Origin of the sequence: Pseudomonas sp. R2-37-08W (genome assembly GCF_003851705.1) — a bacterium.
Lineage (GTDB): Bacteria > Pseudomonadota > Gammaproteobacteria > Pseudomonadales > Pseudomonadaceae > Aquipseudomonas.
Map to the genome: position 1 here is coordinate 2,196,597 of NZ_CP027728.1, position 24,960 is coordinate 2,221,556.

At 55.3% G+C, this 24,960-nt stretch carries 29 protein-coding genes and 3 pseudogenes; 5 read left to right on the top strand and 27 right to left on the bottom strand.

What is annotated here, in order from left to right; all coding sequences use genetic code 11:
* Positions 1 to 5: 5 nt before the first annotated feature.
* From C4J93_RS10270 to C4J93_RS10280, 3 genes are read right to left on the bottom strand one after another with little or no spacing between them, the layout of a single operon-like run.
* A complete protein-coding gene (locus C4J93_RS10270; RefSeq protein ID WP_124429260.1) occupies positions 6 to 377 on the bottom strand; it encodes a TIGR03745 family integrating conjugative element membrane protein in 372 nt (123 codons plus the stop codon).
* A 17-nt stretch (positions 378 to 394) separates the two neighbouring features.
* Positions 395 to 634 (bottom strand): TIGR03758 family integrating conjugative element protein, encoded by a 240-nt coding sequence (locus C4J93_RS10275; protein WP_124429261.1) that lies wholly within the window; start codon positions 632 to 634, stop codon positions 395 to 397.
* Positions 631 to 966, bottom strand: coding sequence for an RAQPRD family integrative conjugative element protein (locus C4J93_RS10280; protein ID WP_124430865.1), 336 nt, complete (start codon positions 964 to 966; stop codon positions 631 to 633). Before C4J93_RS10280 ends, C4J93_RS10275 begins: the two co-directional genes overlap by 4 nt.
* A gap of 328 nt (positions 967 to 1,294) precedes the next feature.
* On the opposite strand from C4J93_RS10280, the gene C4J93_RS10285 reads away from it, so the two are divergent.
* The 4 genes and pseudogenes from C4J93_RS10285 (at position 1,295) to C4J93_RS10300 (ending at position 4,013) form a co-directional block, all read left to right on the top strand.
* Positions 1,295 to 1,513 carry a hypothetical protein gene (locus C4J93_RS10285; RefSeq protein WP_124429262.1) on the top strand — a complete coding sequence of 73 codons (219 nt, stop codon included), beginning with the start codon at positions 1,295 to 1,297 and terminating at the stop codon, positions 1,511 to 1,513.
* 244 nt (positions 1,514 to 1,757) lie between these two features.
* Positions 1,758 to 2,086: pseudogene (locus C4J93_RS27370) on the top strand (hypothetical protein).
* A 192-nt stretch (positions 2,087 to 2,278) separates the two neighbouring features.
* Entirely contained in the window at positions 2,279 to 3,217 is a 939-nt protein-coding gene (locus tag C4J93_RS10295) for a restriction endonuclease (protein ID WP_124429263.1), read from the top strand.
* A 94-nt stretch (positions 3,218 to 3,311) separates the two neighbouring features.
* Positions 3,312 to 4,013, top strand: coding sequence for a hypothetical protein (locus tag C4J93_RS10300; RefSeq protein WP_124429264.1), 702 nt, complete (start codon positions 3,312 to 3,314; stop codon positions 4,011 to 4,013).
* Positions 4,014 to 4,284: 271 nt separating this feature from the next.
* Here the strand turns inward: C4J93_RS10300 and C4J93_RS10305 are convergent, their stop codons facing one another.
* From C4J93_RS10305 to C4J93_RS10360, 12 genes and pseudogenes are all read right to left on the bottom strand, one after another.
* A complete protein-coding gene (locus C4J93_RS10305; RefSeq protein ID WP_124429265.1) occupies positions 4,285 to 5,016 on the bottom strand; it encodes a TIGR03747 family integrating conjugative element membrane protein in 732 nt (243 codons plus the stop codon).
* Between the two features lie 85 nt (positions 5,017 to 5,101).
* Positions 5,102 to 7,207, bottom strand: a complete 2,106-nt coding sequence (gene traD / locus C4J93_RS10310) for a type IV conjugative transfer system coupling protein TraD (RefSeq protein WP_124429266.1) — start codon at positions 7,205 to 7,207, stop codon at positions 5,102 to 5,104.
* Between the two features lie 9 nt (positions 7,208 to 7,216).
* Positions 7,217 to 7,732, bottom strand: coding sequence for an integrating conjugative element protein (locus tag C4J93_RS10315; RefSeq protein WP_124429267.1), 516 nt, complete (start codon positions 7,730 to 7,732; stop codon positions 7,217 to 7,219).
* Positions 7,729 to 8,277 carry a lytic transglycosylase gene (locus tag C4J93_RS10320; RefSeq protein WP_124429268.1) on the bottom strand — a complete coding sequence of 183 codons (549 nt, stop codon included), beginning with the start codon at positions 8,275 to 8,277 and terminating at the stop codon, positions 7,729 to 7,731. The genes C4J93_RS10315 and C4J93_RS10320 overlap by 4 nt, the downstream gene beginning before the upstream one ends.
* Complete coding sequence (locus tag C4J93_RS10325) at positions 8,259 to 8,978, bottom strand: TIGR03759 family integrating conjugative element protein (RefSeq protein ID WP_124429269.1); 720 nt, start codon at positions 8,976 to 8,978, stop codon at positions 8,259 to 8,261. Before C4J93_RS10325 ends, C4J93_RS10320 begins: the two co-directional genes overlap by 19 nt.
* A gap of 9 nt (positions 8,979 to 8,987) precedes the next feature.
* The gene (locus C4J93_RS10330; protein ID WP_124429270.1) at positions 8,988 to 9,659 is read right to left on the bottom strand and encodes a chemotaxis protein; all 672 of its coding nucleotides are present in this window, start codon (positions 9,657 to 9,659) and stop codon (positions 8,988 to 8,990) included.
* Complete coding sequence (locus C4J93_RS10335; protein WP_124429271.1) at positions 9,656 to 10,198, bottom strand: PilL N-terminal domain-containing protein; 543 nt, start codon at positions 10,196 to 10,198, stop codon at positions 9,656 to 9,658. The genes C4J93_RS10330 and C4J93_RS10335 overlap by 4 nt, the downstream gene beginning before the upstream one ends.
* Before the next feature lie 106 nt (positions 10,199 to 10,304).
* Complete coding sequence (locus C4J93_RS10340) at positions 10,305 to 11,042, bottom strand: ABC transporter substrate-binding protein (protein WP_124429272.1); 738 nt, start codon at positions 11,040 to 11,042, stop codon at positions 10,305 to 10,307.
* Positions 11,043 to 11,094: 52 nt separating this feature from the next.
* Positions 11,095 to 11,445, bottom strand: a pseudogene (locus C4J93_RS10345) (JAB domain-containing protein); the annotation flags it as partial.
* A 244-nt stretch (positions 11,446 to 11,689) separates the two neighbouring features.
* Positions 11,690 to 11,947 carry a hypothetical protein gene (locus C4J93_RS10350; RefSeq protein ID WP_124429274.1) on the bottom strand — a complete coding sequence of 86 codons (258 nt, stop codon included), beginning with the start codon at positions 11,945 to 11,947 and terminating at the stop codon, positions 11,690 to 11,692.
* A gap of 70 nt (positions 11,948 to 12,017) precedes the next feature.
* Positions 12,018 to 12,599, bottom strand: coding sequence for an STY4534 family ICE replication protein (locus C4J93_RS10355; RefSeq protein ID WP_124429275.1), 582 nt, complete (start codon positions 12,597 to 12,599; stop codon positions 12,018 to 12,020).
* A gap of 911 nt (positions 12,600 to 13,510) precedes the next feature.
* Positions 13,511 to 13,852 carry a helix-turn-helix domain-containing protein gene (locus C4J93_RS10360; protein ID WP_093122754.1) on the bottom strand — a complete coding sequence of 114 codons (342 nt, stop codon included), beginning with the start codon at positions 13,850 to 13,852 and terminating at the stop codon, positions 13,511 to 13,513.
* A gap of 208 nt (positions 13,853 to 14,060) precedes the next feature.
* Here C4J93_RS10360 and C4J93_RS10365 point away from each other — a divergent pair, with 208 nt between their 5' ends.
* Positions 14,061 to 14,318, top strand: coding sequence for a hypothetical protein (locus tag C4J93_RS10365; protein ID WP_093122749.1), 258 nt, complete (start codon positions 14,061 to 14,063; stop codon positions 14,316 to 14,318).
* Positions 14,319 to 14,359: 41 nt separating this feature from the next.
* Here C4J93_RS10365 and C4J93_RS10370 read toward each other — a convergent pair whose 3' ends face one another.
* The 12 genes and pseudogenes from C4J93_RS10370 to C4J93_RS10425 all read right to left on the bottom strand — a co-directional run bounded on the left by C4J93_RS10370 (position 14,360) and on the right by C4J93_RS10425 (position 24,941).
* Positions 14,360 to 16,327 carry a DNA topoisomerase III gene (locus tag C4J93_RS10370; protein WP_124429276.1) on the bottom strand — a complete coding sequence of 656 codons (1,968 nt, stop codon included), beginning with the start codon at positions 16,325 to 16,327 and terminating at the stop codon, positions 14,360 to 14,362.
* A 226-nt stretch (positions 16,328 to 16,553) separates the two neighbouring features.
* Entirely contained in the window at positions 16,554 to 17,009 is a 456-nt protein-coding gene (locus C4J93_RS10375; RefSeq protein WP_124429277.1) for a single-stranded DNA-binding protein, read from the bottom strand.
* On the bottom strand, positions 17,006 to 17,524 hold the full coding sequence (locus tag C4J93_RS10380) for a DUF3158 family protein (RefSeq protein WP_124429278.1): 519 nt from the start codon (positions 17,522 to 17,524) through the stop codon (positions 17,006 to 17,008). The genes C4J93_RS10375 and C4J93_RS10380 overlap by 4 nt, the downstream gene beginning before the upstream one ends.
* Positions 17,521 to 18,276 (bottom strand): PFL_4669 family integrating conjugative element protein, encoded by a 756-nt coding sequence (locus C4J93_RS10385; RefSeq protein ID WP_124429279.1) that lies wholly within the window; start codon positions 18,274 to 18,276, stop codon positions 17,521 to 17,523. The genes C4J93_RS10380 and C4J93_RS10385 overlap by 4 nt, the downstream gene beginning before the upstream one ends.
* A gap of 221 nt (positions 18,277 to 18,497) precedes the next feature.
* A pseudogene (locus C4J93_RS10390) lies at positions 18,498 to 19,684 on the bottom strand (STY4528 family pathogenicity island replication protein).
* Positions 19,681 to 20,229, bottom strand: coding sequence for a DUF2857 domain-containing protein (locus C4J93_RS10395; protein ID WP_017530160.1), 549 nt, complete (start codon positions 20,227 to 20,229; stop codon positions 19,681 to 19,683). Before C4J93_RS10395 ends, C4J93_RS10390 begins: the two are co-directional and overlap by 4 nt.
* Complete coding sequence (locus C4J93_RS10400; RefSeq protein ID WP_124429280.1) at positions 20,226 to 21,812, bottom strand: ParB family protein; 1,587 nt, start codon at positions 21,810 to 21,812, stop codon at positions 20,226 to 20,228. Before C4J93_RS10400 ends, C4J93_RS10395 begins: the two co-directional genes overlap by 4 nt.
* 14 nt (positions 21,813 to 21,826) lie before the next feature.
* Positions 21,827 to 22,036, bottom strand: a complete 210-nt coding sequence (locus C4J93_RS27560) for a hypothetical protein (RefSeq protein WP_124362213.1) — start codon at positions 22,034 to 22,036, stop codon at positions 21,827 to 21,829.
* An 84-nt stretch (positions 22,037 to 22,120) separates the two neighbouring features.
* The gene (locus C4J93_RS10410; protein ID WP_124362214.1) at positions 22,121 to 22,966 is read right to left on the bottom strand and encodes a ParA family protein; all 846 of its coding nucleotides are present in this window, start codon (positions 22,964 to 22,966) and stop codon (positions 22,121 to 22,123) included.
* Positions 22,967 to 22,970: 4 nt separating this feature from the next.
* A complete protein-coding gene (locus C4J93_RS10415) occupies positions 22,971 to 23,195 on the bottom strand; it encodes an AlpA family transcriptional regulator (RefSeq protein ID WP_124362215.1) in 225 nt (74 codons plus the stop codon).
* A gap of 115 nt (positions 23,196 to 23,310) precedes the next feature.
* The gene (locus C4J93_RS10420) at positions 23,311 to 24,060 is read right to left on the bottom strand and encodes a hypothetical protein (protein ID WP_124362216.1); all 750 of its coding nucleotides are present in this window, start codon (positions 24,058 to 24,060) and stop codon (positions 23,311 to 23,313) included.
* Between the two features lie 317 nt (positions 24,061 to 24,377).
* A complete protein-coding gene (locus C4J93_RS10425) occupies positions 24,378 to 24,941 on the bottom strand; it encodes a cytochrome b (protein WP_124362217.1) in 564 nt (187 codons plus the stop codon).
* Positions 24,942 to 24,960: the final 19 nt, after the last annotated feature.

Genomic DNA, 24,960 nt, shown 5'->3' on the forward strand with positions numbered 1-24,960 from the left:
CAACCTCACAGAATCGCGGCAGCCTTGGTGAGGAACCAGATGATGATCACCACCAACAGGGCGCCGATACCAACTACCGCGCCGAGGTCTTTCCAGGTCTTGCGCTGATTTTGGACGTCGGCAAATACTGTCAGGGAATGCCAGGCCACGCCGAGAAACGCGAGAAGGGCAATCAGTAGGCCGAGCAGAATGCCGGCATCGTAGGCGTAGTTTTTGATCGTCTCGATCAATCCGGAACCTTCACCTCGGGAAGGAGCCTCCATGGTCGGTAGTTCTGCAAAAGCTAGGCCTGGACCAAGAACTAGCAGCAGACCGATCAAGCGTTGGCTTGCACGATCACGCAGGTTGTTTTTGAGAGGGGCAAGACACTTGAGCATGATGGCAATCTCCGATGTTAGGACAGGGTGAAGAACATCAAAATCAGCAAGGTGAGCAGTACGCGCGCAACGCTGCCGCCGAAGGCACCAAAGCGCACGCTACCTGTCGCCCAGCCTCGGTAAGCCGTCCACATCACCCAGGCACACCACAGCAAAGCCAGGATGAGAACCAGGGACAGCCACAGTGTCGAGCTGCTCTGTGCCGAGAAGCCGGAAGCGTTTTGAAAGGCGGCGGTCTGGGCGTCAGTCATGCTCATGGCGAGGACTCTGCGGATGGTGTGTCGAGACGGTATTCTCCGACCAACTCAGTGGAGTCGCGGGGTTGAGCGCGAGAGGGTGAGAGATAGTCCTGCACACCCTGGCGGATGCGCTGGATGTCTTGAGTTAGGCGGGGATAGTCGAAGCTATAGCGCTCGGTTGATTCAGCCGAGCTAGCTGTCTGGGCTCTTGTCGCAAGATGTTCGATAGTGTCGAGCTGCTGCAGAATCAGACTCAACTGATCCTGTTCATGAGCAGATGCGGCATAGCTGCCACTATTGAACGTGGTCAGTACGAGCAGACAGCATATTCGGCAAAATACAGTTGGCATGTGGATAGCCCATTTGGTTATGGGGCTAGCATCCAACTGACGAATAGGGCTCAGCAGTAAAAAATACGAAGTACGCGACGTCATTTTATTTCGATACCGGCGCTGACGATGTAGCGAGCTTGTTCCCTGTGTCGAGGTTATGTCGCGGAGAAGGGAAGTGATTGGAGCGCAAATACGAGCTCGATTTATGAGGGCTTACTGAGGTCGTGCAAATGAGTCGTTAAGTCAGTGCAAATACCTCCAGGTGTCAGCGGGTCTGGGAGAAATGGCTCCAGCCAACGGTGTGTTTAACTAGTCTTCCAATACCACTTACTTAAGGATGATCCCCATGTCAGATAACTCTGAAGCCAACATAGCCACAGCGGACGCTCTCACACTGCTCCTGCACAACCAGCACGCCCTAGCAGCCGCCCTTGAAGAGGTGACCAAATGGATCTCAGAGAATGGAGTGGAAAATGTCGCCGTTAACGCAATGGGGGCCATGGAAACGCTCGACCAAAATGCCCGAGCCATCACTGATGCGATTATGCGCCTACGTCAGTTATAGGCATCCTCTAACTCCCGCTACACGCTTGCAGGTACCGAGGTGATTCTGTTGAATCAACCTGTAACCTGTCGCTTTATTCGTTGGATCTGATCATTTGAGATGTGGGGAGTTCGATGCGAATTGACCAGCCTTCTTCCCCACCGGAGAGTAGTGTTCAGGAAACATTCCGGTAGCTGGAAACTGCCTCGCCAAGACTAGCTGTTAGAATTGCACTGGTTTAGTGATCAGGCGCTTGAGAACCAGCATGAACAAAGAATTGACCGAAGAAGAGATGCGCCAAGCCTTGTTCGGCAACGCTGAAATAGCTGCGCCGATGAGCACCGTTCCCGTGGAAAAAATCCAGCCGGACTTCGTTGCCGTGCCCGTATCAAAAGTGGCGAAAAAGAAAGCCCCAAAGCCTTTACCCCAAGGCTTCGGGTAACTCTTCGTGTGAGCAATGAGTTTGAAGGAAGGACGCTTGAGATCGTCCATGAAGCCGATACTCTGAGTACGTTGCTGGCAGAGCAGGAAGCCACCAAAGCAGCCAGGAAAAAATTCCGGTATGTAGAAGTGGTGTCGGTCAAGTCGATGTGAATTATGTTTCCGAGTATGCGGCAAGCCAGAGGTGGACCCTCGCCATGCGCCTGGAGCATCCAGGCGATTCACCTGATAGAAGCATCCTACTGAGTTGATGCTGAGCGTAATGTGACTCATATAAGATACAGGCCTGCACTCCGGCGTGATTGCGTCGGTTTCCAATGGCATCCAACTCGAACCTTGCCCTCCATGTCTAAGACAATCCATCGGTCGATGCTAGGCCTGATAGAAACCCTCGAACAGCAACGTACTGAGTCCTCCAACGCACTAAATTGGAAGGATTTTGAGGATCACGTTCAATATGTTTATCAAACGCTTCTGAGTCTCGGTGGTCACAACATAGTGGTCGCGAAGGATGCTTGTTTGATGGGCCGAGAAGGCGCCGAGTATCAGATTGACGTCTATTACGAGTTTGAGGTGGCTGGGATACGACATCGAGTTGCTATTGAGTGTAAAAATACAAAAAGACGCGTAGAACGCAACGATGTGTTGGCGTTCAAAGCCAAGATTGGTGAGTTTTCTGATGTAATAGGCGTCATCGTTTCTGCCAGCGGTTTCCAATCTGGAGCCAAGGACTTCGCTGAGCGGAACCGAATTTCAGCTTTGAGTATCGAAGAAATCCCCTCAATTGGACAACTGTTGGGAATGCGGCTTCGTCATAACGCAATACCAACCGAACTCAGCGTAGGAACCCCTTTTTGGACTTTCTTTGACTTGGAAACCGGAGCACCGTTTGGGTTGGGGCATGATAAGGGCCTCCATGCATTACTGTTTTGGTCAAAAAAACAAGCCGCTAAATACCATGCTCGCAATCGAGTTGCGGCGAACTGGCAGGTACGCGGGCTGGAGGTACGCCATCTCTTTTCTTATATCCTCGTCGTTGATGCAATGAATGGAAGTTTTGCGACGGCCCCACCGCCAAATCACGCATTTGCTGACGACAGCAACATATTCAGCGATATGCCCCGGCAGATTCTCATCGATGAATACTGTGAGCAATACAAAGAGCTGCTCCGGGTTCGACGCGTGATGCCAGGCGCAACCAAAGGGGGGGACCAAAAAAGACATGACATGGGGAAAATCGAAAGCGGTCTTTTTTCGCCGGTCGCGCCAGGCGGCATGCGGTAAGCGGTAAGCGTCCGGCGAAGTCACCTTCGTTTTCAGCGAGTAAAGAATTCTTAGGAATGGGCGATATAGAGCTATCCATTCCTGGGGAAGCTCAATGTCCTTTCTCTGGCGTCTCGAATCACTCATAGAAGATTGGCTCTATAGCATCAGCCGGTTTTACCAATCAACTCGCAATCGTATGTCCGGTTCGAGTGTAATCGCCCTAGTTTCATTAGCGGCGACGATCGGATCTACCGCCGCTGCCTTTCTGGCATGGGACGCTGCGCGTAACGCCAACCAAGTCTCAGCTGCCTCACAAGCACTGACGCTAAAGTTCTACAATGATCAGATCGCGCTCGGACACCCTTCGATTTCAGTGTTGTCTGGTCAGACCACAGTCTCGGCCGTTCGCCAAAGTGGATATCGGGAAGGTGTCCATGATTATGTGGCAACCTTAATTCTGAGAAACTCAGGACAGCGCGATTCGCCGCGAGCATGGGTTGCGCTCTACGCCGATGCTTTTAGCTCAAATGATCCTCGTGCATCACTCGTAACGCTTCCTAAGGAAACCGACGTTGGTGTTCGACTTCCTATAGGTACATTGTTTGGAGTCGATGAGGATGAAAGTTCATGGTTTATCGCTGTCCTCTACCAGGACGAAGTGCCATCACCAGATATCAGTAGTGCCTCTGAGCTCTCTTCCCCACAGTCGCTGCGCATGGTCTGTGCACCTCCCATTGTCTTTCGAATGACGTCATGGCCTAAGGATCCGGATCAAGATCCCGCAATCAGGGTGTTCTCCTCTGGGGCACCGTGACGGCTGAACAATTATTGTCGCAAGGGTGGGACGGTGGCGAGAAAGCGGCGCGGCGAGTTAAGGCAGTGGGGGGAGGTGATCCGGGCTGCTCATGGCGCAAATGCTTGCATGGATCTGCCCAGTTCCTAGCGGAATACACGAGTACTGAGCAATCAGGTACCAGCAATCAATGCCGCCATCTCCCCCCGTAATCGGTTGTGGCGGCTTTTGGTATTGTCTCAGTATGGCCTAGATCGACCTGAACGGTTTAGTACTCCAGCATTACGTTCTATCAAAGGTATTTTTTGAATGTTGTCGCAGTGATAGCAGTTGCTATTCCGAACATCACCGAGGAAGGTAAAAAGATCGCCATGGGACTGAGCGAAAACGGTAGGGATAGGTAAATAATCCAGGGCACGATTAGCAGCGGTAGCACTGCCCGCTTAGCGCGGTGATAGACAAAGCTGCTTTCTCGCCCCGCGCCAAATTTGCGCAGGTCACGGCGCATTAAACCATCGACAAAACCGGTGAGCGAGGCCAACAAAAATAGTGGTGTGGACAGGACCAGAATGGTCAGGCGCACCAAGAAGGTAAAGGTTACATACACTGCGGCCAGCACGAGATCCTCAATGCTCACGTAGAGCTGGTTGATCCAGCTCCAGAAGCCGTTGCCCTGGCTCGACACCCGTGCCCGCCGGGCAAAATCCGCAAAGCCAGTCTTGACCAACAGCCACTGATTTAGGAGGTCCAGTACTTGAAGGATCATTTGCCCAGGTTGTTTGAGAATGAGTGACGATTTGAAATGGTCGCTCAGCCAGCCCAGTTCATTGAACAGCATGACTTGGCTATGTCTCCAGCCTTGATCCCCCCAGAATAAGAGCAGACCTGCCCACTCGATCAAGATCGAGAACAGTAATGAGGCAATCAACAAACCGATCATGCGCAGGACCAAGCCGATCGCCGAAATAATCAATCCAGGATGCTGGCTCGATTGTGGCGGCGTGTTCTGGACGGAAGTCGCCATTGATAACTCCATTGTGTGTTGCCGCGTTGATGTGGGCACGACTCTATCTGAACCATTTGCTGTTAAATCGAACAACTAGGTTGGGCTATCCGACCTGATCCAGATTGAAGTTTGTAGTTGGTCCACCGCCACCCGTACTCCACCATTGACCCGCCTGCTCGTTGTAAGCCGCCCGCATCATCTGAGTGAGCTCCTGCAGGTCCTTGGGCATGGCGTCGTCGTTAGAAGGTTTCGGTAACGGCATACGAACTTTCCATAGCTGGCCCCCGGCCTGGAAGGAGAACATTTGCCCCTTGGGCAAACTGACGATATGAGCAGGCTCGATCAGCGGCACGCTGGTGCTGCTGACACGGTCCTGTGAGGACGAGGTGAAGTCCGTGTTGGCCTCCGGATCGGAGGTGTCGGTCGTGCCCGAGACCAGGGTCTTGGTCAGCACATTAACCTTGGGCAACTGCTGGGTGAGCAGTTCCGCGGTTGCGGTTTCGCGCACCCGCAGCATCTGTAGGGTGTTGAAATTGCCCACCACCTGGCCGGCCTTGGCGCGGTTGCCTATACGTGCTTCGATATCACTGAGGGTTTGGGTGTAGGCGGTTACCTGGATACCGGCACCGCCCCCTTTGTTGATCAGCGGAATGAACTCATCGCCCATCAACTCGTTGAACTCATCGGCATGCAGGTTGATTGGCAGTTTGTCACCAGCGTTGCCAGATTGAGGCAGCCCATGGTCAATGCCATGCTTGTAGATATGTCCCGCGACCGAGACCAAGTCGGCGAACATTGAATTGCCCACGGCGGCGGCCACTTCGGCATCAGTCAGCGCATCCAGGCCAACGTAGACGATGCCGCGTTTTCGGATGATCTGCATCCAGTCGAAGATCGGCCGCGGGTCATCCAGGTCGGTGTAGTTGGGAGCCAGTAACTGAGCGGTCTTGCCGGTGGTGAGTTTCTCTAGCAGCGGCAGTAGCGAGGCCACGATTTTGTCGAAGTAAGTGCGGTCGTAGCGCACCGCTGAACGCAGTCCGTCCATTACCGGATCAAATACACGCTTCACCGCCAGGTATTGCTCGATGGCCACCACCCGCTTTTCGCGTCCGATCATATGCCGGGGAATGTTCTTCTCGGTGAGCTTGCCTTCGAGCTGGACGATCACTTCCCACGCCTTCGGGTCGGTCTTGGCGAAAAATTGCTGAGCGTATTCGATGAACAGCGCATCGATGTTGACAACATGCCGCTGGATCTGCAGGTAGTCCGGACGCCGGCCCAATTCGATCAAAGCCCGGGCAATGATATTGACGAAACGCCATGCGAACTCACGGAAAGCCGCGGAGTTACCTTCACCACTGAGCTGCCCAGCAATGCGAGATGCCACCTCAGAAATACGTCCGAAACGTCCCACCGCGTTGTAGCGGGCGGAGATTTCTGGCCAGCCCAGATGGAAGACATAAAACTCTTTCTCCCGACCGGCACGTTTGGCTTCGACGTACATGCGCTTGAGCAAGTCGGCATCGCCCTTCGGGTCGAAGACAATCACTACCTCATGTTCAATGCGGTGAATGTCCTGGGTGATGTACACCTCGGCGAGTCGCGTCTTACCGACGCGGGTCGTGCCCAGCACCAGCGTGTGACCGACCCGTTCGCCCAGTGGCAGACTGACTTCCGTTTCATTGGGCTCGACTCCATGCAGCAGCGGCGAGCCACCTACCGGGGGTAAAGGGCGCAACGGATTGAAGGCACTGTCCCAGGCGGTGACACGGGCCAATGTCGAGAGCGGAAACGGTGCATGCTCCAAGCGCTGTTCGAGTCCACGGGCCAGACGGTAATCGGTTGGTTGGTCGACATAGTGGGCGACCGCCGGATCTTGAGCCTCGACCAAGCGCTGGGTGTGCAGGCGCGTCCAGCGAAATCCTCGGCCCATAAACAGACGCTTGCGGCTGACCGGGATTTCCCCACTAGTCAGTTCGTAGCGGGGCAGTCTGCGAATATTGCGCCGATAGCGCAGTACCTCCCAGGCTTGTCGCAGGCGGATCAGACCAAACAGGGCATAGGCCAGCGCAGCAACCAGCCCGATCTCGGGTGACAGGGCCACAGCCCACGGCGAGTACACGCACAACACCGCGGCGGCGATGCAGATCGCTACGGTGTACAACTCCACCGCCGGCCGGAGCTTGGACTCCATCGCATGCTCGGCCATGACCTGGACTCACTGTTCCAGTGAGTTGGCGGTGATCAAGACGGGGTAGTGCTCGATCTGCAAGCGGGTGGCGATGTCGTTACCGTTGACCGGCAGGATGGCGATGCCCGGGGCGGCGGCTCGAATCCGGGCCAAAGCTTCGGTATCGGTTACTTCAACCGCTAGACCGGCTGCTCCCATTTCCTGCAGTTCAGGCGCGCGTTGACGCAACCAAGCCAGTGAGTGGGTATCCTCACCCACCAGGAAAAATGGCCGTAAGCCTGGCATGTTTAGGGCGCGAGACTTGATTTGTCCGGGGCTCAAGTGAGAGCTGCGAACGGGTAATATCCAGGTTTCATCGGCAAACGTGGACAAGTCCGCATGCATGGCCCGACCAGGCTGGAGATTGTTGTTCATGGGCGGCCTGGCAACTTGAAAATGGGGACGGGTGAAGCCGCCAAACTGGTCCTCTGCAACGGATTGTTTCGACTGGGCGAAAGCAGCCAAGAGCAGGGAGAAATAATAGGTAATAGGAATTCGTTTCATTGTGGTGTGCCTTGTTCAGCGGAAGCCTGTAGCCGTGCGAGTTGCCGGGAGAATCCATCGCGGTAACGCGCGGCGGGTAAACCTCCCGCAGGGCGGTGATAACGCCCAGCGGCTGAAACCCAATCACCGGTGACGGCGTGATGCTCTTGCAGCAGGGCGGCAGTCACAGCCAGATTGCGGTAGGGTTCGAGAGCTTCGCAGGGACTGGAAAAGCGTTGTCCGTGATAACCCAGGTTGGTTTGCCCTAGTCCGGCGTCGACCCGCTTAGCGTCATATTGTGTGAGCGCCTGGAGCAAGGCGTGGCATGCGGCCTGGCGAGTGGCGAAACGGTAGGGTGTTCCGGCGATATTCAGGGTCCAAGGCCACGGCAGCAGTCGACCACGGGCGCGAATACCGCTCTCCTGTAAGGCAATTGCGAACAACACCGTAGAAGGGATGTTGGCGTCATGCGCCGCCAGTTGATAAGCCGGAGGCGGAAGTTCGTTAGCCTGAACCGCGTGCACCGTCAGCAGGAGCGCAAGAGCAATCAATCGAGACGTTGCCATTGTCCATTCACCTGTTGAAATGTGACGGGTAATGGTCTTGGGGCGCCCAGGCTGAACCAGCGACCACGGTCATGGTTCAGGGTGATCTGCCGGCGTTGAACCTTGGCCGGATCGATGTCCGCTTGCCGAGCCCAGCTGCGGACGCGTTCATCCTCGCCTTGGCTGCCCACCAGGTAGATATCGAACGCCGTATCACTACTTTGCAGACGCTGCGCTTCGGCGGTGCACGCAGAGCAGTGGTCTTCGACAAACAGAGCTCGGCGCGGCTCTACCGGTGAGCTAGCAGAGGGTGGGGATGCCATACCCTGAACCGGCAATAGCCCCGGAAACAGCTTGGCCCAGGCCGCTGTGTAAGCGTTTTGGTAGGCCAATTCACGCTCGGCGCGTTTGGCCTCCAGTGCTACCTGTAATTCGGCATATCGCTGGCGCTCTTGGTCGGTCTTGGCCTCAACCCCGAGGGCGGTCAACGGATCGAGGTTCGGGCTCCAGAAACCGCGTGGGCCGGCTTGGATCTGTTCGAAGCGTGTCCATTCCTGCTCGGTCAGGCCCCAACTCGCCGCCTGTTCAGAGTCAGAGCGCCCCAAGGGCGTGACCTGCGTGTCCTGGTTCCTTGACGGTGTCGTGACGGGGTTGCCCATCGCAGCGCCTATGGCCAGTAGCGAAGCGAGACAGACGATGGGGAATAGTGGGGCTCTATTCATGATCGCTTCTCAAGGGAGTTGCACTGTCTGGTCTGGCTGAGCAGCCACTGCGAAGATGGCCGCCTTCGGCCCCAGCACTTTCAGTCGCCATGTGCCAAGCTGCTCGCCGTTGTGCAGCAACCGGATATCGTTGAGCGAGCGACTATCAGGAGGCGCGACCGCCAGAAAGCGCTCGCCACCACGCGACTCGACACTCAACACTGAGAATGTCGGCGGGAGCAGGGCAGACTTGGGGCGAGAGGTTTTCTTCGGTTTGGCCGGGGAAGATGTCGGTGGTGGAAGTGTTGGCTGTGGCTTGAGGTCCAGGAGTTGCTGCTCGACGTGCTCAAGTCGTGCGCGTAGCGCGTTCATGTCGGCTGTGGTGGCTCGGTCTGCCAGACCGTCGCGTAGCTCCTGTATCTCTTGTGCCCATTGATCCAACATCGGGTCGAGTGTGTTGGCCTGTTGTTCACCGGAATCTACCATCTGCTTCAGGTCTTTCAGTGCATGCTGCAGCTTCTCCTGCGCGTCTTTGAGATCGCTCGAATCACGTTGCAAGGTTTGCAGGATCTGTAGGTGTTGGGCGTTCGCATTTCCCAGCTCGGTCACGCGTTGATACTGGTTATACAAACCACCACTCAGCCCGGAGGCCGCGAGGCAAAGTAAGCCAACAATGATGGTTTGAAACGTCGAGGCTTTCATGGCCGTGCCTCCGTCTGATGGGACGAGTCTGGTTTAGCCCGCACAATGCTGACATCAGCTTTCTGCTGTTCGAAGCAGACCGAACGGCTGACCTCATCGGTCGTGAGTTGCCAGGCGGAGCCAGCCAATACCTGTAGTGCGCTGCGTAACGGAATCGGGCCGAGCCGGTAATGGGCTGCTGGCAGAGGCCGAGTGAAAAGGGTCTTTACTGGTTCGGTGGCAGGGCAGAGCGAATAACCCGAGCGCTGCAGCACGTAGTGCATCGCCTCCTGTACCGAGGGATTAAGGTTGGACGGTATGTTCACATCAATGATTTGAGCGAGAAGATCACGTTGCTCCGTGGTGGGCTCTGTGCTCACCAGCGTATAGCGACCATAACGGATTTCCGCCGGATGGCTTGCTTCGGTCGCGCCCCTTGATAACTGGGTCCAATTGGAGCCACTGTCGATCTTTGGATTAGTCGGCAATAGGGTGGGGATTTGCGCGCTGCAGGCACTCAAAAAACCCAGCAGACAGACAGGCGTAAAAAAACGCTCCATGAAAAAAACCTCATGTCAGATTCAGTGCAGAACCTGACATGAGGTGAAGGAGCGATTCAGTGAGAAAGTCGATTCAAGGCGGGTCGTGTTAACGCTGAACGCGTAGCTATTCATCAAAAATGGCGAGCGTGTCCAAGACGGCAGCGTCGGGGTCGAAAATCAACAAGCGCACATCCGCCAATGCCGCCAGATACAGTACGTTGACCAAGGCTGCCGGCGTACCGGCATCGAGTTGCTCTTGCCTCAGCGATGAGTAAGAACAACGCTCGATTTTGACCAGGTTATCGTCGGTCCAGGGCGTGCCGATCAGCTTACACCCGACGCCATTGCAGTCCTTCAGGGCAAAGGGTTCGAACAGCAGACCGGATGGTCTGGAGTCGAAATTGCCAGTCCGGCGCTCCAAGTAACGCAATGCTTCTTCAGTGAGGTGTGTGGTACTGATCTCCCAGATTCGACTGTAGTGTCCTGTCTCGAAGCTCAAGCGACGGATCACGGCTTGGGCATCTTCCCGGGAGTACAGATCGCCGACATGATGCCGCTCGTTGAGCATTTCGCCCATCACGGCATAGATCACTTGGCGCACCAGCCCGGTGGACTGACAGCGTTCATCCAACTCATCCGGAATGGATTGACCTTCGCTGATCAAGGCGAAATCTTCATTGAAGATGCAGGGGAACAGCTGCAGTTCATCGTCGGGGAAATGGACCTGTGAGTAGTGCAGGGGGCGAAAGCAGGGAGGGTAGTTGTTTTCGTAGGTGATCAGTAGCAGCCGTTCGATATGCAAGTTGTCGTAACCGCGAGCAAACGGGTTTGAAGCTGGGAGCAGGGCTAGGGTTTGGTTCATGAGGGTTCTCCAGAATTGAAATGAACAAGGCGCCCGTAGGCGCCTGTGAGGGTTAAAGCCAGCCGTATTCGGCAAGGGAGAGCGCACGACCTTCACCCACGATGAAGTGATCCAGTACGCACACGTCGATCAAGGCCAATGCCTCTTTCAACCGAGCGGTCAAGACGCGATCCGCCTGGCTGGGTTCCGTACACCCTGAGGGGTGGTTGTGAACAAAAATGGCGGCCGCAGCGTTATGCGCGAGGGAACGCTTAACGACTTGGCGGGGGTAAACGCTGGCGCCATCAATGCTGCCGTGAAAGAGGATTTCGAATGCCAGCACGCGGTGTCTGGCATCGAGAAAGATCACACCAAAGACTTCATGCTCTTGCTGCGCAAGGTGCAATTTTAGGTAAGCCGCTACGGTATCAGGAGCGCTCAGGTTAGGACCGCGGTTGAACAGTCGACGATCCAGAATATGCAGCGCTTCGTCGATCAGCTCGTTTTCTTGGACAATGCGATCAGCCTCGAAATCCGAGGTCTCAATCAGTGTGAGTTGGGGGCTCATGGCGCTACCTCCGAAGGGAATAATCAGGGGTACACGCCCAAGGGGAGTGGTATCCCCAGTGTGGGTATGGAGTTGCAGGCGTTTGCAGGTGATGCAGGGTTTACAGCCGAGTGTATCGGTGGCGTTGACCGAGCATAGGTGAACCACAACTGTCGCAAGGCAACGGAGAAAAGGCTCTTATGCCCCAGCCGGTTTCGGGATCGAAGTCGGCACTGATGGGCATTAGTCGAACCAGGCCACGATGGAGACCGGCAATGCGTTTCTCGATCTCATCCGTCGTGTAGTAGAGCGATAACGTGCTGTAGTCCTCGTAAGCCGCAGCGAATAGGCAGTCGTCGCAAAGCCAGAAGGATTCCATGTTGGTTCTCCTGTGCTGATTGAAGAAAAGGCGCTCGATCGAGCGCCTTGATTTAAACATCGTGGATTGTTCAGGCGGGCTGAACAGTACGTGTGGCGACACGGCGGGCCGTGCGGGGAGTGGGTGCAGATACTGGTTTAGTCCTGAACTCTGTTGGTTTGCCGATATTCTCAGCTTCGACATCAGCCGACGCTGGGGATGACTCACTGTTTGGCGCTTGCTCAGCAGGTGCTGTTGCTTCCTGCCTGGCGGGCGCTTTGTATTCGAACTTGCCATTGACCTTGATCCAGTCGATGAACAGCAAACGACCTTTCAGGCTGGCGCCAGGTTGGCCTTGTTTATCGCCTTTCTCATAGAGAAATGGGTCGATCCACAGGTCACCAATACGGAACGACAGCAAGACCTTTTTCTCGGCTTTGACGGCGTCCATATAGAGACGAATCAAGCGGTCAGCTTCGCCACCAGCGACTTTGCAATCAAAGCGGGTGTACTCCACTGCATCGGAGGCACCATGCAAGGCTGCGATATCGCAGGCCATGAATGGCTGACCGCGGCGGACCTGTACTTCACGAACACGGTTGAGGTAGCCGATACCGGCGGTGTGCAGGTTGAAGTAAGAGGTCGCTTCTTGGGATTGGTTGGCGTAGGCCATGGTGGTTCTCCTGTTTCAAGGGAAAACGGCGACGCACAGCCCCTGACGGGAAAGTGAGCCCCCGTCAGGGTGGGTAAGATGAAGTCGAGCGATGAACGACTCGCCACCGGCAAGCCGATGACCATCAGAATGAAGCTTCTGGGTGAGTAGCTGTGCAGCAGAGGAGAGTCTGCAGTGGTAACCCGCAGGCATGGAGTAGTCGGCATTCATCACCGCTTAAGCGGCAACCGCGCGAGCTTCCGAACGCTGATCGCACTTGGGTAAACCACCACGAACGTGGCGTAGCCTTGAAGGTTTTGGCTACCTGGGCTGGGCTGTCAACGACAGCGAACCACGCCCTTTGTATAAGCCTGTCACCGGGGAGCGTCAAGACGCTACAACCCGATTTTTTAAGGCCGGAATACGGTGGTAGTCACTGGAATTAAGAAAATGAAAAAAAAGAAGAGTGGGCCTGGCGGTGTGCCAGGCGAGGAAGAGAAAAACCACCTTTGACGGTCTTACGCAGTCGACAAGCTCCTCGCAAAACTTGGTTGAACTGCGCAATGATTCGCCAACCGACCCTTGTCGTGGCCTGGGTCGGAATATGCTGGCACGCATCCGCGCACAAAGGGTGCCCTGTGTTTCCCCGGTGGGCTCCGGGACTGAATACGATCGCCGAAGCGGATGACCACTACTGCCGGGTAGAGGCAACAGTGGTCATCCGCCACCACAATCATGTCGAGCAAAAACGGGAATTAAATTCCGCAGAATAGGAGGCTCCGAACTCGAAGAGTTTGACCGAACCGCGCGGAGCTAATCGGTCTTGGGTCGCCGTTGGCGGTTATCCGAAGCTACTACAGCAGAGAGGTCAACACGACGTCAAGCCTACAGGCCCCCTTCATAAGACGCCACGTTGAGCACGATGAAAGAGGTTACTTACTGCCGAGATGTGCGGCTAATTGTTCGACGGTTGCCAAGATAAAGGCACGGTCGCTTTCTTTCAGTCCACTCAGCAGCCCCGCGATCATCTGGCCTTGGTCATTGGGGCGATTGCTCGACTCCGTCAGCAGTTCATCCATCCGGCAATCGAAAATGTCCGCCAGTTGCATCAGTTTGACCACGGAAAGCTCCACTACACCCCGTTCCAGGCGCGAGATGGCTTCACTACCGATCCCTAAACGTTCAGCCACCTCTTCCTGAGTCAAATTACGCTCGCTGCGGTGCTTCGCGATCATGCGCCCGATTTGGGCTTGGGTTGGATGTTTATGTGCCAAGTGATGAGTTCTCCAGTTCAACCCGAATGGTTGAGCAAAGACCCGTTGACATGAACATCCTTAAGGGTTGAGTATCGACTCATTGGGTTGTTATAGTGACTGAAACAGCTGAGTATCGCGACGTGGTTTCTGTCCCTCCAGGGATCAGAGTCCAGAGTGATTAGTAAGAGCGACGGTCTGAAGGGACCATGTTGAGGGATGGTTGAACATGGAAGATGAGAGAAAGGACGTCATGGATCTGATTTGGGATCGAACACTGGAGCTGTTCATCAAGATTCATGATTGCCCGGATAATCCCGAATACTTCGAACGCCTTGTTCATTGGCTCAACGAAGATCCTGCCCACCTAAAAGCCTTCAACGAACTGGGGCAGATATGGATTTCGACAGGCATCGCTTTGGCCCGTGAGGTCGGACAACCTTTGATCGACTTGGAGCAGGATCAGGCGCCGCTGATGATGCACTGAGCTGTGCACCACCCTAACTTCATGTTGATCTCATCGAACTGTCATGGGCGGCGCGTCTCTTTTCTGAACTGCGTAGTGCCCTTGCAGTTCGGATACTGAGAGCATGACCAGAACGGCCCAGATTTGCCCTTCCGCTTGATCATTGAGGCATTGCAAATGGGGCAGGCCGGGCCGGCTTCGACCGGTATCGACAAGTTGAGCGCTCCACAGTGTTCGACCAACTTAGCAATCCAGTTGGCCTGCTTTGCGACGAACGCCTCCAAGGTCAGGCGTCCCGCTTCGATTTCGTCAAGCGCCTGCTCCCAGATCGCGGTCATGCCAGGATCCGCAACTGCAGCGGGTACCGCCTCGATCAGGGTATGGGCCGCTGCCGTAGCTATTAACGCGCGTTTTTTCTTCAGCAAATAACCGCGATCAATTAACCCTTTGATAATGCCGGCTCGTGTGGCTTCGGTTCCGATACCGGTGGTGTCCCGAAGTTTCTGTTTCAGGCGTGGGTCGTTGACAAGCTTGGCGACGTTTTTCATCGCCTTGACCAGATCACCCTCGGTGAGAGGTTTAGGAGCGGCAGTTCGCATGGATTTGAGTTCGACATTGTCCACTGCGCACTGCGTGCCTTGTTGCAAGATGGGTAAGACTTGGGATTTGTGACTGGGCTCATCCTCCTCGGTGTTTTCGGAGAGCAAGCTTTTCCAGCCCTGGACCAAGATCAGTTTGCCCACAGCGGTCAATCGTTCTTCGCCACACGCCAGTTCGACCTGGGTCCGATCAAACTCATGATGCGGAAGAAACTGCGCTAGATAGTGGCTACGGATCAGTTCGTAGACATGGCGTTCTTGTTCGGACATCCGCACCAGGTTTGCCGGTTCGGTGGTGGGGATAATGCCGTGGTGCGCAGTGACCTTGGCATTGTTCCATGCGCGGGAGCGCAATGATTGATCGAGGTCCTCGAATGCAGGTCTGAGTGCAGGATCCGTTTTGAGCAGGGCGTCGAGTACCGCGGGAGCCTCGTTGAACATATTCTCTGGCAAATAGCGGCAATCGCTGCGCGGGTAGGTGGTGGCTTTGTGGGTTTCATACAGGGCTTGGGCGATGTTCAGGGTTTCCTGGACGCCTAGCCCCAGCTTACGCGAGCAGACTTCCTGCAACGTGCTTAGGTCGAAGGGCAGGGGCGGCTGTTCTCGGAAATGCTCAGTATGTAACGAGAGTACCGAGGCGGACTTCTCGTCGGTGATTGTTTGGACCGCGTGATGGGCAAGCACTTGTTGTAGGCAACGCCCCGACTCGTCCCGTCCTGAGCATGGCGGTAACCACGACGCGATGAATCGCTGGCCCATCGACGATAGGTGTACCTCAACGTTCCAGTAAGGCACCGGGACGAAGCCGGCAATCGCACGATCCCGATCGACCACCAGACGTAAGGTGGGTGTCTGGACGCGCCCCACTGACAAAACTCCGTCGTAGCCTGCCCGCCGACCAAGAAGGGTAAACAAACGACTGAGGTTCATGCCGATCAGCCAGTCGGCACGGCTGCGGGCGAGGGCCGAGTGATAGAGCGGGAAGGTCTCCTGACCAGACTTCAGCGAGGTCAGTGCCCTGCGAATCGATGCTTCGTTGAGTGCGGACAGCCAGAGGCGCTGAACAGTGCCTTGGTACTGGCAGAGCTCCAATAATTCGCGGGCAATCATCTCACCTTCGCGGTCGGCGTCGGTCGCGATGACAATGGTGGTGGCTTCGCTGAGCAGGCGTTTGATGATTTTGAACTGCGCGGCAGTCTTGGGTTTGACCTCCACTTGCCACTGCGCCGGAATGATCGGTAGATGATCCAACGACCAGTTCTTGTACTGAGTGCCGTAGGCTTCAGGCGGGGCCGTCTCCAGTAGGTGGCCGATACACCAGGTGACAGTTGTCTCGGCGCCGATCAGGCAACCATCGCCACGCCGAGTGGCTCCGAGAACCTTGGCGATGTCACGACCCTGGGAAGGTTTTTCGCAGAGGAAGAGGCGCATATAACTACTCCGGATTGAGTTCGGAGCAGCGTTGTTCGAATTAGCAGGGGCGAGATATGAGAAACCTGAATGGCAGGTTCCTCATATTAGTCGGTGAGGGCGGCCTTGAATGGGCTGAAGCTGCTACCTTATTGGAGCGTTCGTAGCTGGGTGGGGGGCTTCATGAGCAGCGAGCAATGGCAGGCCAGGCACTTCGCGAAGGCGCAATTTTTATGCGTGAAGTCATTCAGGCCTTAGGTGATTGCCCTCTGTGTTTCTTGGGTTTCGACGTCGGTGAACTGCCCTGTTCTGTATTTTGAGCGGCCGCCGTTTCACTGGAGCGTTCCCGCATGACCACACTGTGCACCCGGTGAGGCAGGATGCCGACTCGACGGGCCTCGATCTTGAAGGTCACCCGCGCATTGTCTTCGCTGTCCTCCCACTCATCGCGCACCGTACGACCTTCGACCAATACGCGCATGCCTTTCTGGTACAGCGTGCTCCAGTGTTCAGCCTCACGGTGCCAGAGCTCAACCGGCGCCCAATAGCCACCCCGATCTTCATAGCTGCCCTCGCGTGGGATGGGGTTGTCGAAGTACACATTCAGCCGTAGCAAACGCCGTGGCTCGTCATTGCCTGAGGCGAACTCCTGGAAATCTGGCGCACTGCCGATATTGCCTTCGCCGACGAAAAAAGTACTCATCGTGTTTTCTCCACTGCGGGTGTGAACTGGCGCAGCAACTGTTCGGCACTGGCCATTTTGATCGCGCAGGTCGTAGCCTGGCGGTAGAGCGAATGCACCACACTCATTTGCATGTTTAGTGCAATGCGATCGCATTCGAAACGGTGTAATCCCTCGCGTACGGCCTGCTGCAGGGCGTTGTTGCAGATCTGGCGTTCCCAGACCGCTACGCCCATACAGGCGAAGTCACGGGTGCGCCAACGCAAAAAAGAGCTGCCTGCGCTGGTGTTCTGCAGTACCAATCGAATATCCAGCAGTGAGTAAGGGGGCTGTCCGGCCTGCTGCACCACAGCCTCCATCAGGCGACATAATTGCGCCTCGATTTCCCTCGCCACCTGCGCCAGGTGCTCCAACTCCCCCTTACCCTTAAAAGGTCTTAAAAGGCCTTTTAGGGAGGCAGCGTGTTCGAGCTGCCGATAGGCATCCGGTGTCAACGCTTCGAAGGGCATTGGTTGAATCGGGGTCATGGGATTCATGCGTCAGCCTCCGGCTCATTAACGGTCACAGACGGACCGTCCACGTCCTCTGCCAACGCATCAGCGTCATCCACTGCTACAGCACCACGGCGAATGATCGGCGGCGCAAATTGAGAACGGCGATGACCCTCAAGGATGTCCATCGGGGGCAATCCATACTTCTCCACGGCCGCCAGGGCGCGGGCATTATTTGCGGCCATATCATCGCGTGTAACGCCAGCATGTCGATAACGTTGCGCCTGACCGAACAGGCTGCGTAACAGGTGGGCACCGTCGTCGATCCAGGCTTCCATGTCTCTTCGGCCGATCAAAGCCGTGTGATGGGCCAAGAGGGTATGGCGGACCAACGTGTCGTAGTCGGTTAGCAGGTAAACCGCCAGAAAACCCAGCTGACTACCGATGTACAATGGCAAAGTGACGGGGTGGATGTTGAGGTTGTCCCCCATGTCGATCTGTGTCGGCAGGTCCTGTCTTATTCGGTCCAACTGTTGAGTCAGTTCCCGCATCCCAGCCTTTGCCTGCATCAATTTTTCTTCGAGCTGCACGATGGCCCAATCGGCATAGGGATCGTCCTGGGCCGCAGTCTGTTTGATCAGGTTGGTGACACTGATGTAGCCGGCCATCCCCATAATCGAGTGGACGCCTTCACGTGCGGCTCGACCTTGCCAGATACGGGCTGCATGGTGGGTATGCAGGGTCAGGGTGATGCTGCTGCGCAATGAACCCAGATTGAGTTGATAGTGATCGGCCATGGTGTTGTCCTCGCATTGGCTTGGACGGGACGTTGCGACAGATGAGGGTCAAGGACAGCCAAAAAGCTGAATGCGGTCTGTTCGGTTTGGTGAGAGAGGGCAAATGCCTGACGTCTACGTTTATTGGAACTACGCCCAGGCGTTTCCCTAAACGCTCCATGGTTCGGTCCGATATTTTCGTAGATTGGAACTCTATAGATTTGATGCCACTGGCATCAAATCTACTGACGTCCACTGCCTCCACGCAGTTGGCGCAGCTCATTTAGGCACGCTTGGGCGAGTGCTGATGCAGGTTCGCCCTTTTTCGAGATGGCCGCGAGGGGGCGGTTGGGGGCGGTTCTGCGATGGGTGATGGTTCGGCCTGACCTGCCCAAGGACGAAAGTCGCCCTTCAGCGCACGTTGGGCCAAGCCCATCAGATAGGCAGCTGGCTTGCGTATACCACCAGCCGCACAGCGTGCCCCCGCTTCGTTAAGCACCGCCTGCTGATCCGCTGGGTTGAGCTTGTTCAGCGCCACGGCGATGGCCTGACGTTCGCTTGGGTTCAGGCGCAGCGAACTGGGCCAGTGCAGGTTATCCACAGTAGAGGTCGCGCGCGGTACTGTACATTTACTTTCTTTTAATACAGTACAGACAGCGTTCGGATTCCGAACGGTGCTGGAAACGTTAGGGTTCGAGCCTGATTCGGAATCCGAACGAGGGCCTGCACGATTCCGAACGCGGTGATCTTCCCCATGTTCGGAATCGTGGAATGCATCACCGGGTAGCTGATCCAAGCCTTGCTGCGCCCACTGTTCGCCCCAACTGTCCAGCCGCGTCGGTAACCGACCCTGATCGATATTCGTGTCCTGTCGGACCTCCTCCACAATGTGCTGAGCGACAATCCGCACGGCCTTCGTCGCATGACCGAGGGCATGCCCGACCAGTTCTAGATAATCCGGATCCAGCTCCATGGCTTCGGCGGGGGTTAACGGTTCATCGTGCAGAACGTACAAAGAACCTTGTAGCCGCCCGCTGATTTGATCGCGACCGCGGCTCACCAAACTGAGCCAGCGAGTCAACCTAAGCATCGTCAACACACGAGCAATGGTTTCACGCGAGGCTGACGCACTGTAAGGCACGCTCGAGAGGTAAGGCTGCAAATCCTCATAGCGCGGCGTGACCACGCCCTGACCTTGTAGCATGAGGCGAAATACCTGCCAGGCATTTCTTTCCAATGGCGTCAGTCGATTGTCCAATAGCAGCCGACGTGGTACGACTTCGTGTGATTGGCCGCTAAACAGAAAGCCAGCCTGTAGAGCCTGGTTGGAGGGCTGTTCAGTGGTAGGGCGTGCTGGCCAGCGCTCATGCAGCTGCTGTGTGCATTGCTGCAGGACACGTTGCCAGCGACTGGCAGGACCAGCATTCATGTTTTGTTGCTGTACTGGTCGATTTGCTGCCAAACGATGGTCAAGCTGATCTGCTGTTCTTCGGCAAGCATCATCATGGCGTCGAGTTTATCCTCGGTGCCGTCCTCTGTTCGTATTTGGCACCAACGTTGCCACAACGCATGCTCCTGCGCTTCGCTTAAATGTTGGGGGCGGCCTTTACGAGTTTCTATCTTGAGTAGACGTCGACGCATGGCTGTTTCCGAATGCGCCAAGCCAAAACACTGGTACATAATAGTGCTGCTGGCGCCGAGCTTGAGTGCTCGGTTGATCAACCGTTCGTTCTGTTCATCGCGTTCAGCTTGCTCGATCAAACGATGGAGCACCGGTGAGTCAATCTTGACCTCAAGCCAAGGGACAGTGGCATGGGCCAGGCGCGATAGCGTCGTCGGCGGTAAGGATTGCAGCACGAAGATGTCATCCTCACTCAGTCCAAGTGCCTTGCAGCGTTGCAGGTTGCCCAGGCGCAGTTCGTGTAGTACCTGGGTTAGCATGGCTTGATTGAGCATATTGAAGGACAGGTTCATCGCAGCTCCTTCGGTAAGTTGTCTTCAGCGGTGAGCGTTAAATCGATTAAGCGCCGAGCCAGGCGGATCAGGCGAAACAGTTTGATTAACAGACTGTCAGGCAGTCGCTCCAGCCCCACGTCCGTGACTGGTCGATCTGGCAGATAGAGTTGATAGACCCCTAACAACAGTTGCCCGAACAGTGCGGAAGGTATTTGCTTGCGATCTTCCCAGTTCACCTCGTCTTGAGCACGTAGCAGGGCCAGGAGCATTAGGTGAACGCCGGTCGAGCGAGGCGCTGAAAGATCGAGTCGCTCAATGTCCAACGCGAAGCCCAAGCCAAGCTTTTGATCAATGATGCACTCGGCATCTCCGGCATAGGCCGCCATTTCCCGAGCCAGTCCTGCAATGCTTAAACGCAGTTGTTCGGGCGTATCCTGCGTTGGTGCGATGGTCCAGAGGTCGTCGATTGTGCAGGTTTCGAATGAAGACTCCGCTTCGGTAATGATCTCGCGATCGATTTGCTCACGAATCTGTTGAACGCGTGGTAGAGGGCTGACCGCAGGTGAAGCATTTGTTTCGGGTTCTGCGAGCAGTTCTTCTGAAATTGGCTCTATCCTGCTCTCGGCCTCGATTGATTTTGATTCCGCATCGGAGGAGGGCGGTTCTGCCGCGGCTTCATGCTCGCTTGGTGGATGACTGCTTTCTGAAGGCGTGGTGACGATAGCCCCAGGCGTGCGGGCGCCCCGTTGGGTATCGCTCAGCTCCAGGGCCAGCATACGGTAGGACTGTCCGAGCAAGCTGCTCATGCGTTCGAGCAGTTCGTCCTGGATCTGCTCAAGATCAAACGAGTCAGGATCACCATCGAAGTAGCCCATGGTTTCCAGCCAGAACTCTCCAAACGCAACTGTGGCAGTTGGATAACGGTTCCAGGTTCGTTCAGCCTGACTACGTAGACCGATCAGACGCTCTATCTGGGGCTTACCCAACCCGGCATACAGAGTTTGTGGAATGGCGGGTAATAAGTGTTCGAGGGTGTCTAGCATGCGGCTGATATGCGACTGCGAAATCGGATAGCCTCCAGCGGCAAGGCGTCGAGCCAGTTCCCGTTGTGAGAGCTCTGGGCCATCCGACTCAAGCATGGTTTTGAGTTTGGCTACCGCCAGAGCCCGTTCGATGAACGTGAGTTGACCGTGCAGATCGCTTTCAGCCAAATGACCGAGTAGGGCGGTGATTTCATTGCTCCAAGGTCGGAACAGGCAGTGGATCCGAAAGAAACGCTCGTCGCGAGTTTCCTGCCACAGCTCGCCGAGAATTGCCAAGCGCGTATTACCGCCGTTGCGGATGATGAAAGAGGTTTCACCCGGCCGGCGGGTAATCGGTGGCGGTTGATCCAGCCCGCGTTCACGGATCGATGCCTTGATATCGTCATAAAGCGGGTTACGTATGAAGCGTGGGTTGTGTTCGTAGGGACGTAACTGTTCCAGAGTGACCAACATGGGAGTGTCGATGACTGGATCGGACAGTCGCTCCAGTCCAGGACCTTGAGTGAAGTGGTCCTGGCGCAGCTTGTCGGTGATTTCCTCCTGACTGAGCTTCTTCATCGGAACCGCCTCGATTAACGCCGGCTACGCAAATGGTCACCGACCTCGAATTTCACGATTTCGGCAGTCCCTGAACCTTCGAAATGTTGGGAGAGTTCTGCGAGGAACCACACCATGGCCGAGCGCCCCCCTTGCAAACGAAAAACCACGGTGCAGTACTCCTCGCAAGCCGCGTCGCTGGGTCGAATGGAAGGCTGAACAACGATAGGAAACTGATCCAACATTAGAAAACTCCTTACCAAGCCCTGTTGGCTTCAAGGTCGATCAAACAAAAGTAATTGGGTGAAATGCTGATTGGGCAATTTGTTTTATTGAGGTTCCGCACACCTCATTACCGATGAGATCGCTTCGCGCCATTCCGGAAATAATTCGATGGCCAGCGCCTGCATGATTTCTAGCGCAGACTGCGAGCGTCGACGTTTACTCGACGGGCGTGTATCTATTCGGTGGACCGGTAAGCCGAGGGAGGCGGCATTGAGATAGGCCACTCGGTCCGGGATTACGGTGTCTAGCACCGAGATATTGGTAGCCTCTGCGAAAGTCTCGCGCAGGCTTCGGATGATCATCCGGGTGTCCACTCGATTGACGTTTACCTGGTTCAGTAAGAGCCGTAAGGGCGGCGGGTCGATGCCCAGGTGGCGAAACGGCTCGAGCTCACTCAATAGCTTCAAGGTGCCACGGCGCATTTCGCGGGCAGCGAGCATTTCTGGCGTGATGGGAGAGAGGGCGAGATCGGAGGCCAGGATGGCCATCTCCAGCAGTACACTGCGTGCTCCCTGAGTATCGATCAAAAGCAGGTCATAATTGAGACACAACTCGTTGAGCAAATTGTGCAGGCGTAGTCGTCCGTCAGGGGCATGCAGCAACAAGGTGCTCAGTCGACCTTGATCGTCGTTGGAGAAAATCAGGTCGAGACCGACGACTGCAGTCCTAGATATTATTCGCTCAGGTATTGTTAGCTTGAGTGCAATGAGTTCGTACGCACCTGCATGAGCTTTTTGGCTCAATGAGTAATAACTGGATAGGGTGGGTTGGCTATCTAGATCCAACAGCAGAACGCGCAAGCCAGCATCGGCCAACAGACCACCGAGATTGGCCGCTACTGTCGTTTTACCTACCCCGCCCTTAGTGGAAACCACCGATATCACGTGCATCCCCTCACTCCTGTTGCGAAAGGCGTTCTGCAATCCAGTGCTCGATTTCCAGTGAGTCCCAGCCAACTGCGCGCAGTCCGATACGCTTCGCCCGCGGAAACTTGCCTTCCTTCATCAGGTTGTAAATGTGCGCACGTTTGAAGCCGGTTTTTTGTTCAACCTCATCACGTCGCATGATGTGGCGTTGGGGTTGAGGTGCTTCAACTGAGGTGACAGATTGGTTGGACATGCTAGTCACTCCTGGCGCCGATTGGCGCGTGGTGGGAAGTGACATGGATTGAATCGCACAAGGCGGGATGAGTCATTGCATTGCAATCAAGCCTATTGCAACGCAATTGACTGGATCAGTTGTTTTTTTTGAGGCTACGATTGGCCACGGCAAACTTTTCATCCAGCGTGCGCTTGCTGAGGCCGGGCACATCTTTGTGACGAGCGACAATGGCATCAACGATGGCTGCTTGATTCGTGAATACCGAAAGAGGTTTTCCGGCGGGCGAATGGTCCAAGAGAAGGCTGACCAATGCCCCAATGATGTTGTGATAGGTCAGTTCGCTGCGCTCGCTGAGTTGACCATTCGTTTTGGCCAAGGCTTTGAGATCATCTCTCTCAAGTCCAATCGACTGGAGTTCTCCCAAGATTTCTTGAATGAGCTGCTGTTGCGCTTTGAACGCTCTCGATAACTCATCTCGATCTGCTTTCAACGAGAGAAAAGTTCCGAGGCTCACCTTTGCAGGTGCATCCTCACCGGACTCGAATAAAAAACTGGGCTTATGGTCGGGATAATGAATCTCCATCCAACGGCGTAAGTCTGAATGGCGGATGGTAAGCTGATAGGGCTCTACATAGCTTCCCAAAGGAACAGAAATGCCGAGGCAACCATAAGGCAGTTCTCCATTTCGTAAAGCATCACCGATCTTTTCTACGGCTGCCTGAAGACTTGGCCATCGACAAAACAGCTGAGGCAGGTTATTTGGCTGCAGCCAAGCGGCTTTCAATATTTCAGACTCATGATGAATAAGATTACACCAGCGCAGAGCCGCTTCTATGGGCCTATAGAAGAGCTTGGTTTGCGGATTAGAAAAGTTAGTAGGCATCTACTGGTAGACCTCCATTTCTGGATGGATGGGCCTCCCGTAGTACCTTCTTACATCGCGAACCTGCTAATAGCTGATTTGCAGCGACGGATTCACTCAAGTTGACTCGGTGAGGTCATTCCATTTGACTGATTATATTGCCGGCGCAGTTTTTATATCCCGATTTGAAAGTATAAGTTAGTTGGAACAGTTGCAGCGAGGATGTCTTATGCGCTACACCTCGGCCGATATCTAAGGGCACCGACCGGTAGCAACTGTTATTACATGCTCTACAGGGGGGTGGCGCATCCTGTGCTTGCATCGAGAAGGTTATTAATTCATAGCATGCGGCGCAACACATTGTTACGAGGGTCGCGGTCGAAGAGTCGGTGCTTGAGCGCACCCGCGATATGCAGCACGATCAACACCAGCAAGGTATAGGCCAGTACCTTGTGTAGCCATTGGAACACGACAAACCAATCGTCATTCTTTGTCAGCAGCTCCGGCAGGTTCACACCGAAAAAGAATACCCCGTCGCTCATGGTGTAGGTGCTTGACATCGAGTACCCCATCAACGGGACGGCCACGATCAGCACGTACATGGAGCGTTGTACAAACCGTGAGAGGAAACGCTCATGCGCCGCCAGTGTTTGCGGTGGCTGCGGAAGGGCGGGGGTGCGAACACGCAAGGCGATCTGTACTAACACCAGCAGAAACGCCAGCACGCCGAACGATTTGTGCCACGGGTAGTAGAGCGTGTATTTACTCACGACTTCATCATCGAGCCCGGTCATGTGCCAGCCGGCCCAGAGCAGCCCGGCTATGACGACGGCACGCACCCAGTGCAGGATGCGCAGGGACACGGGATACCGATCGATTGCCGTTTGTGTTTGGTTGTTCATCGCAGTCTCTTCATTGATC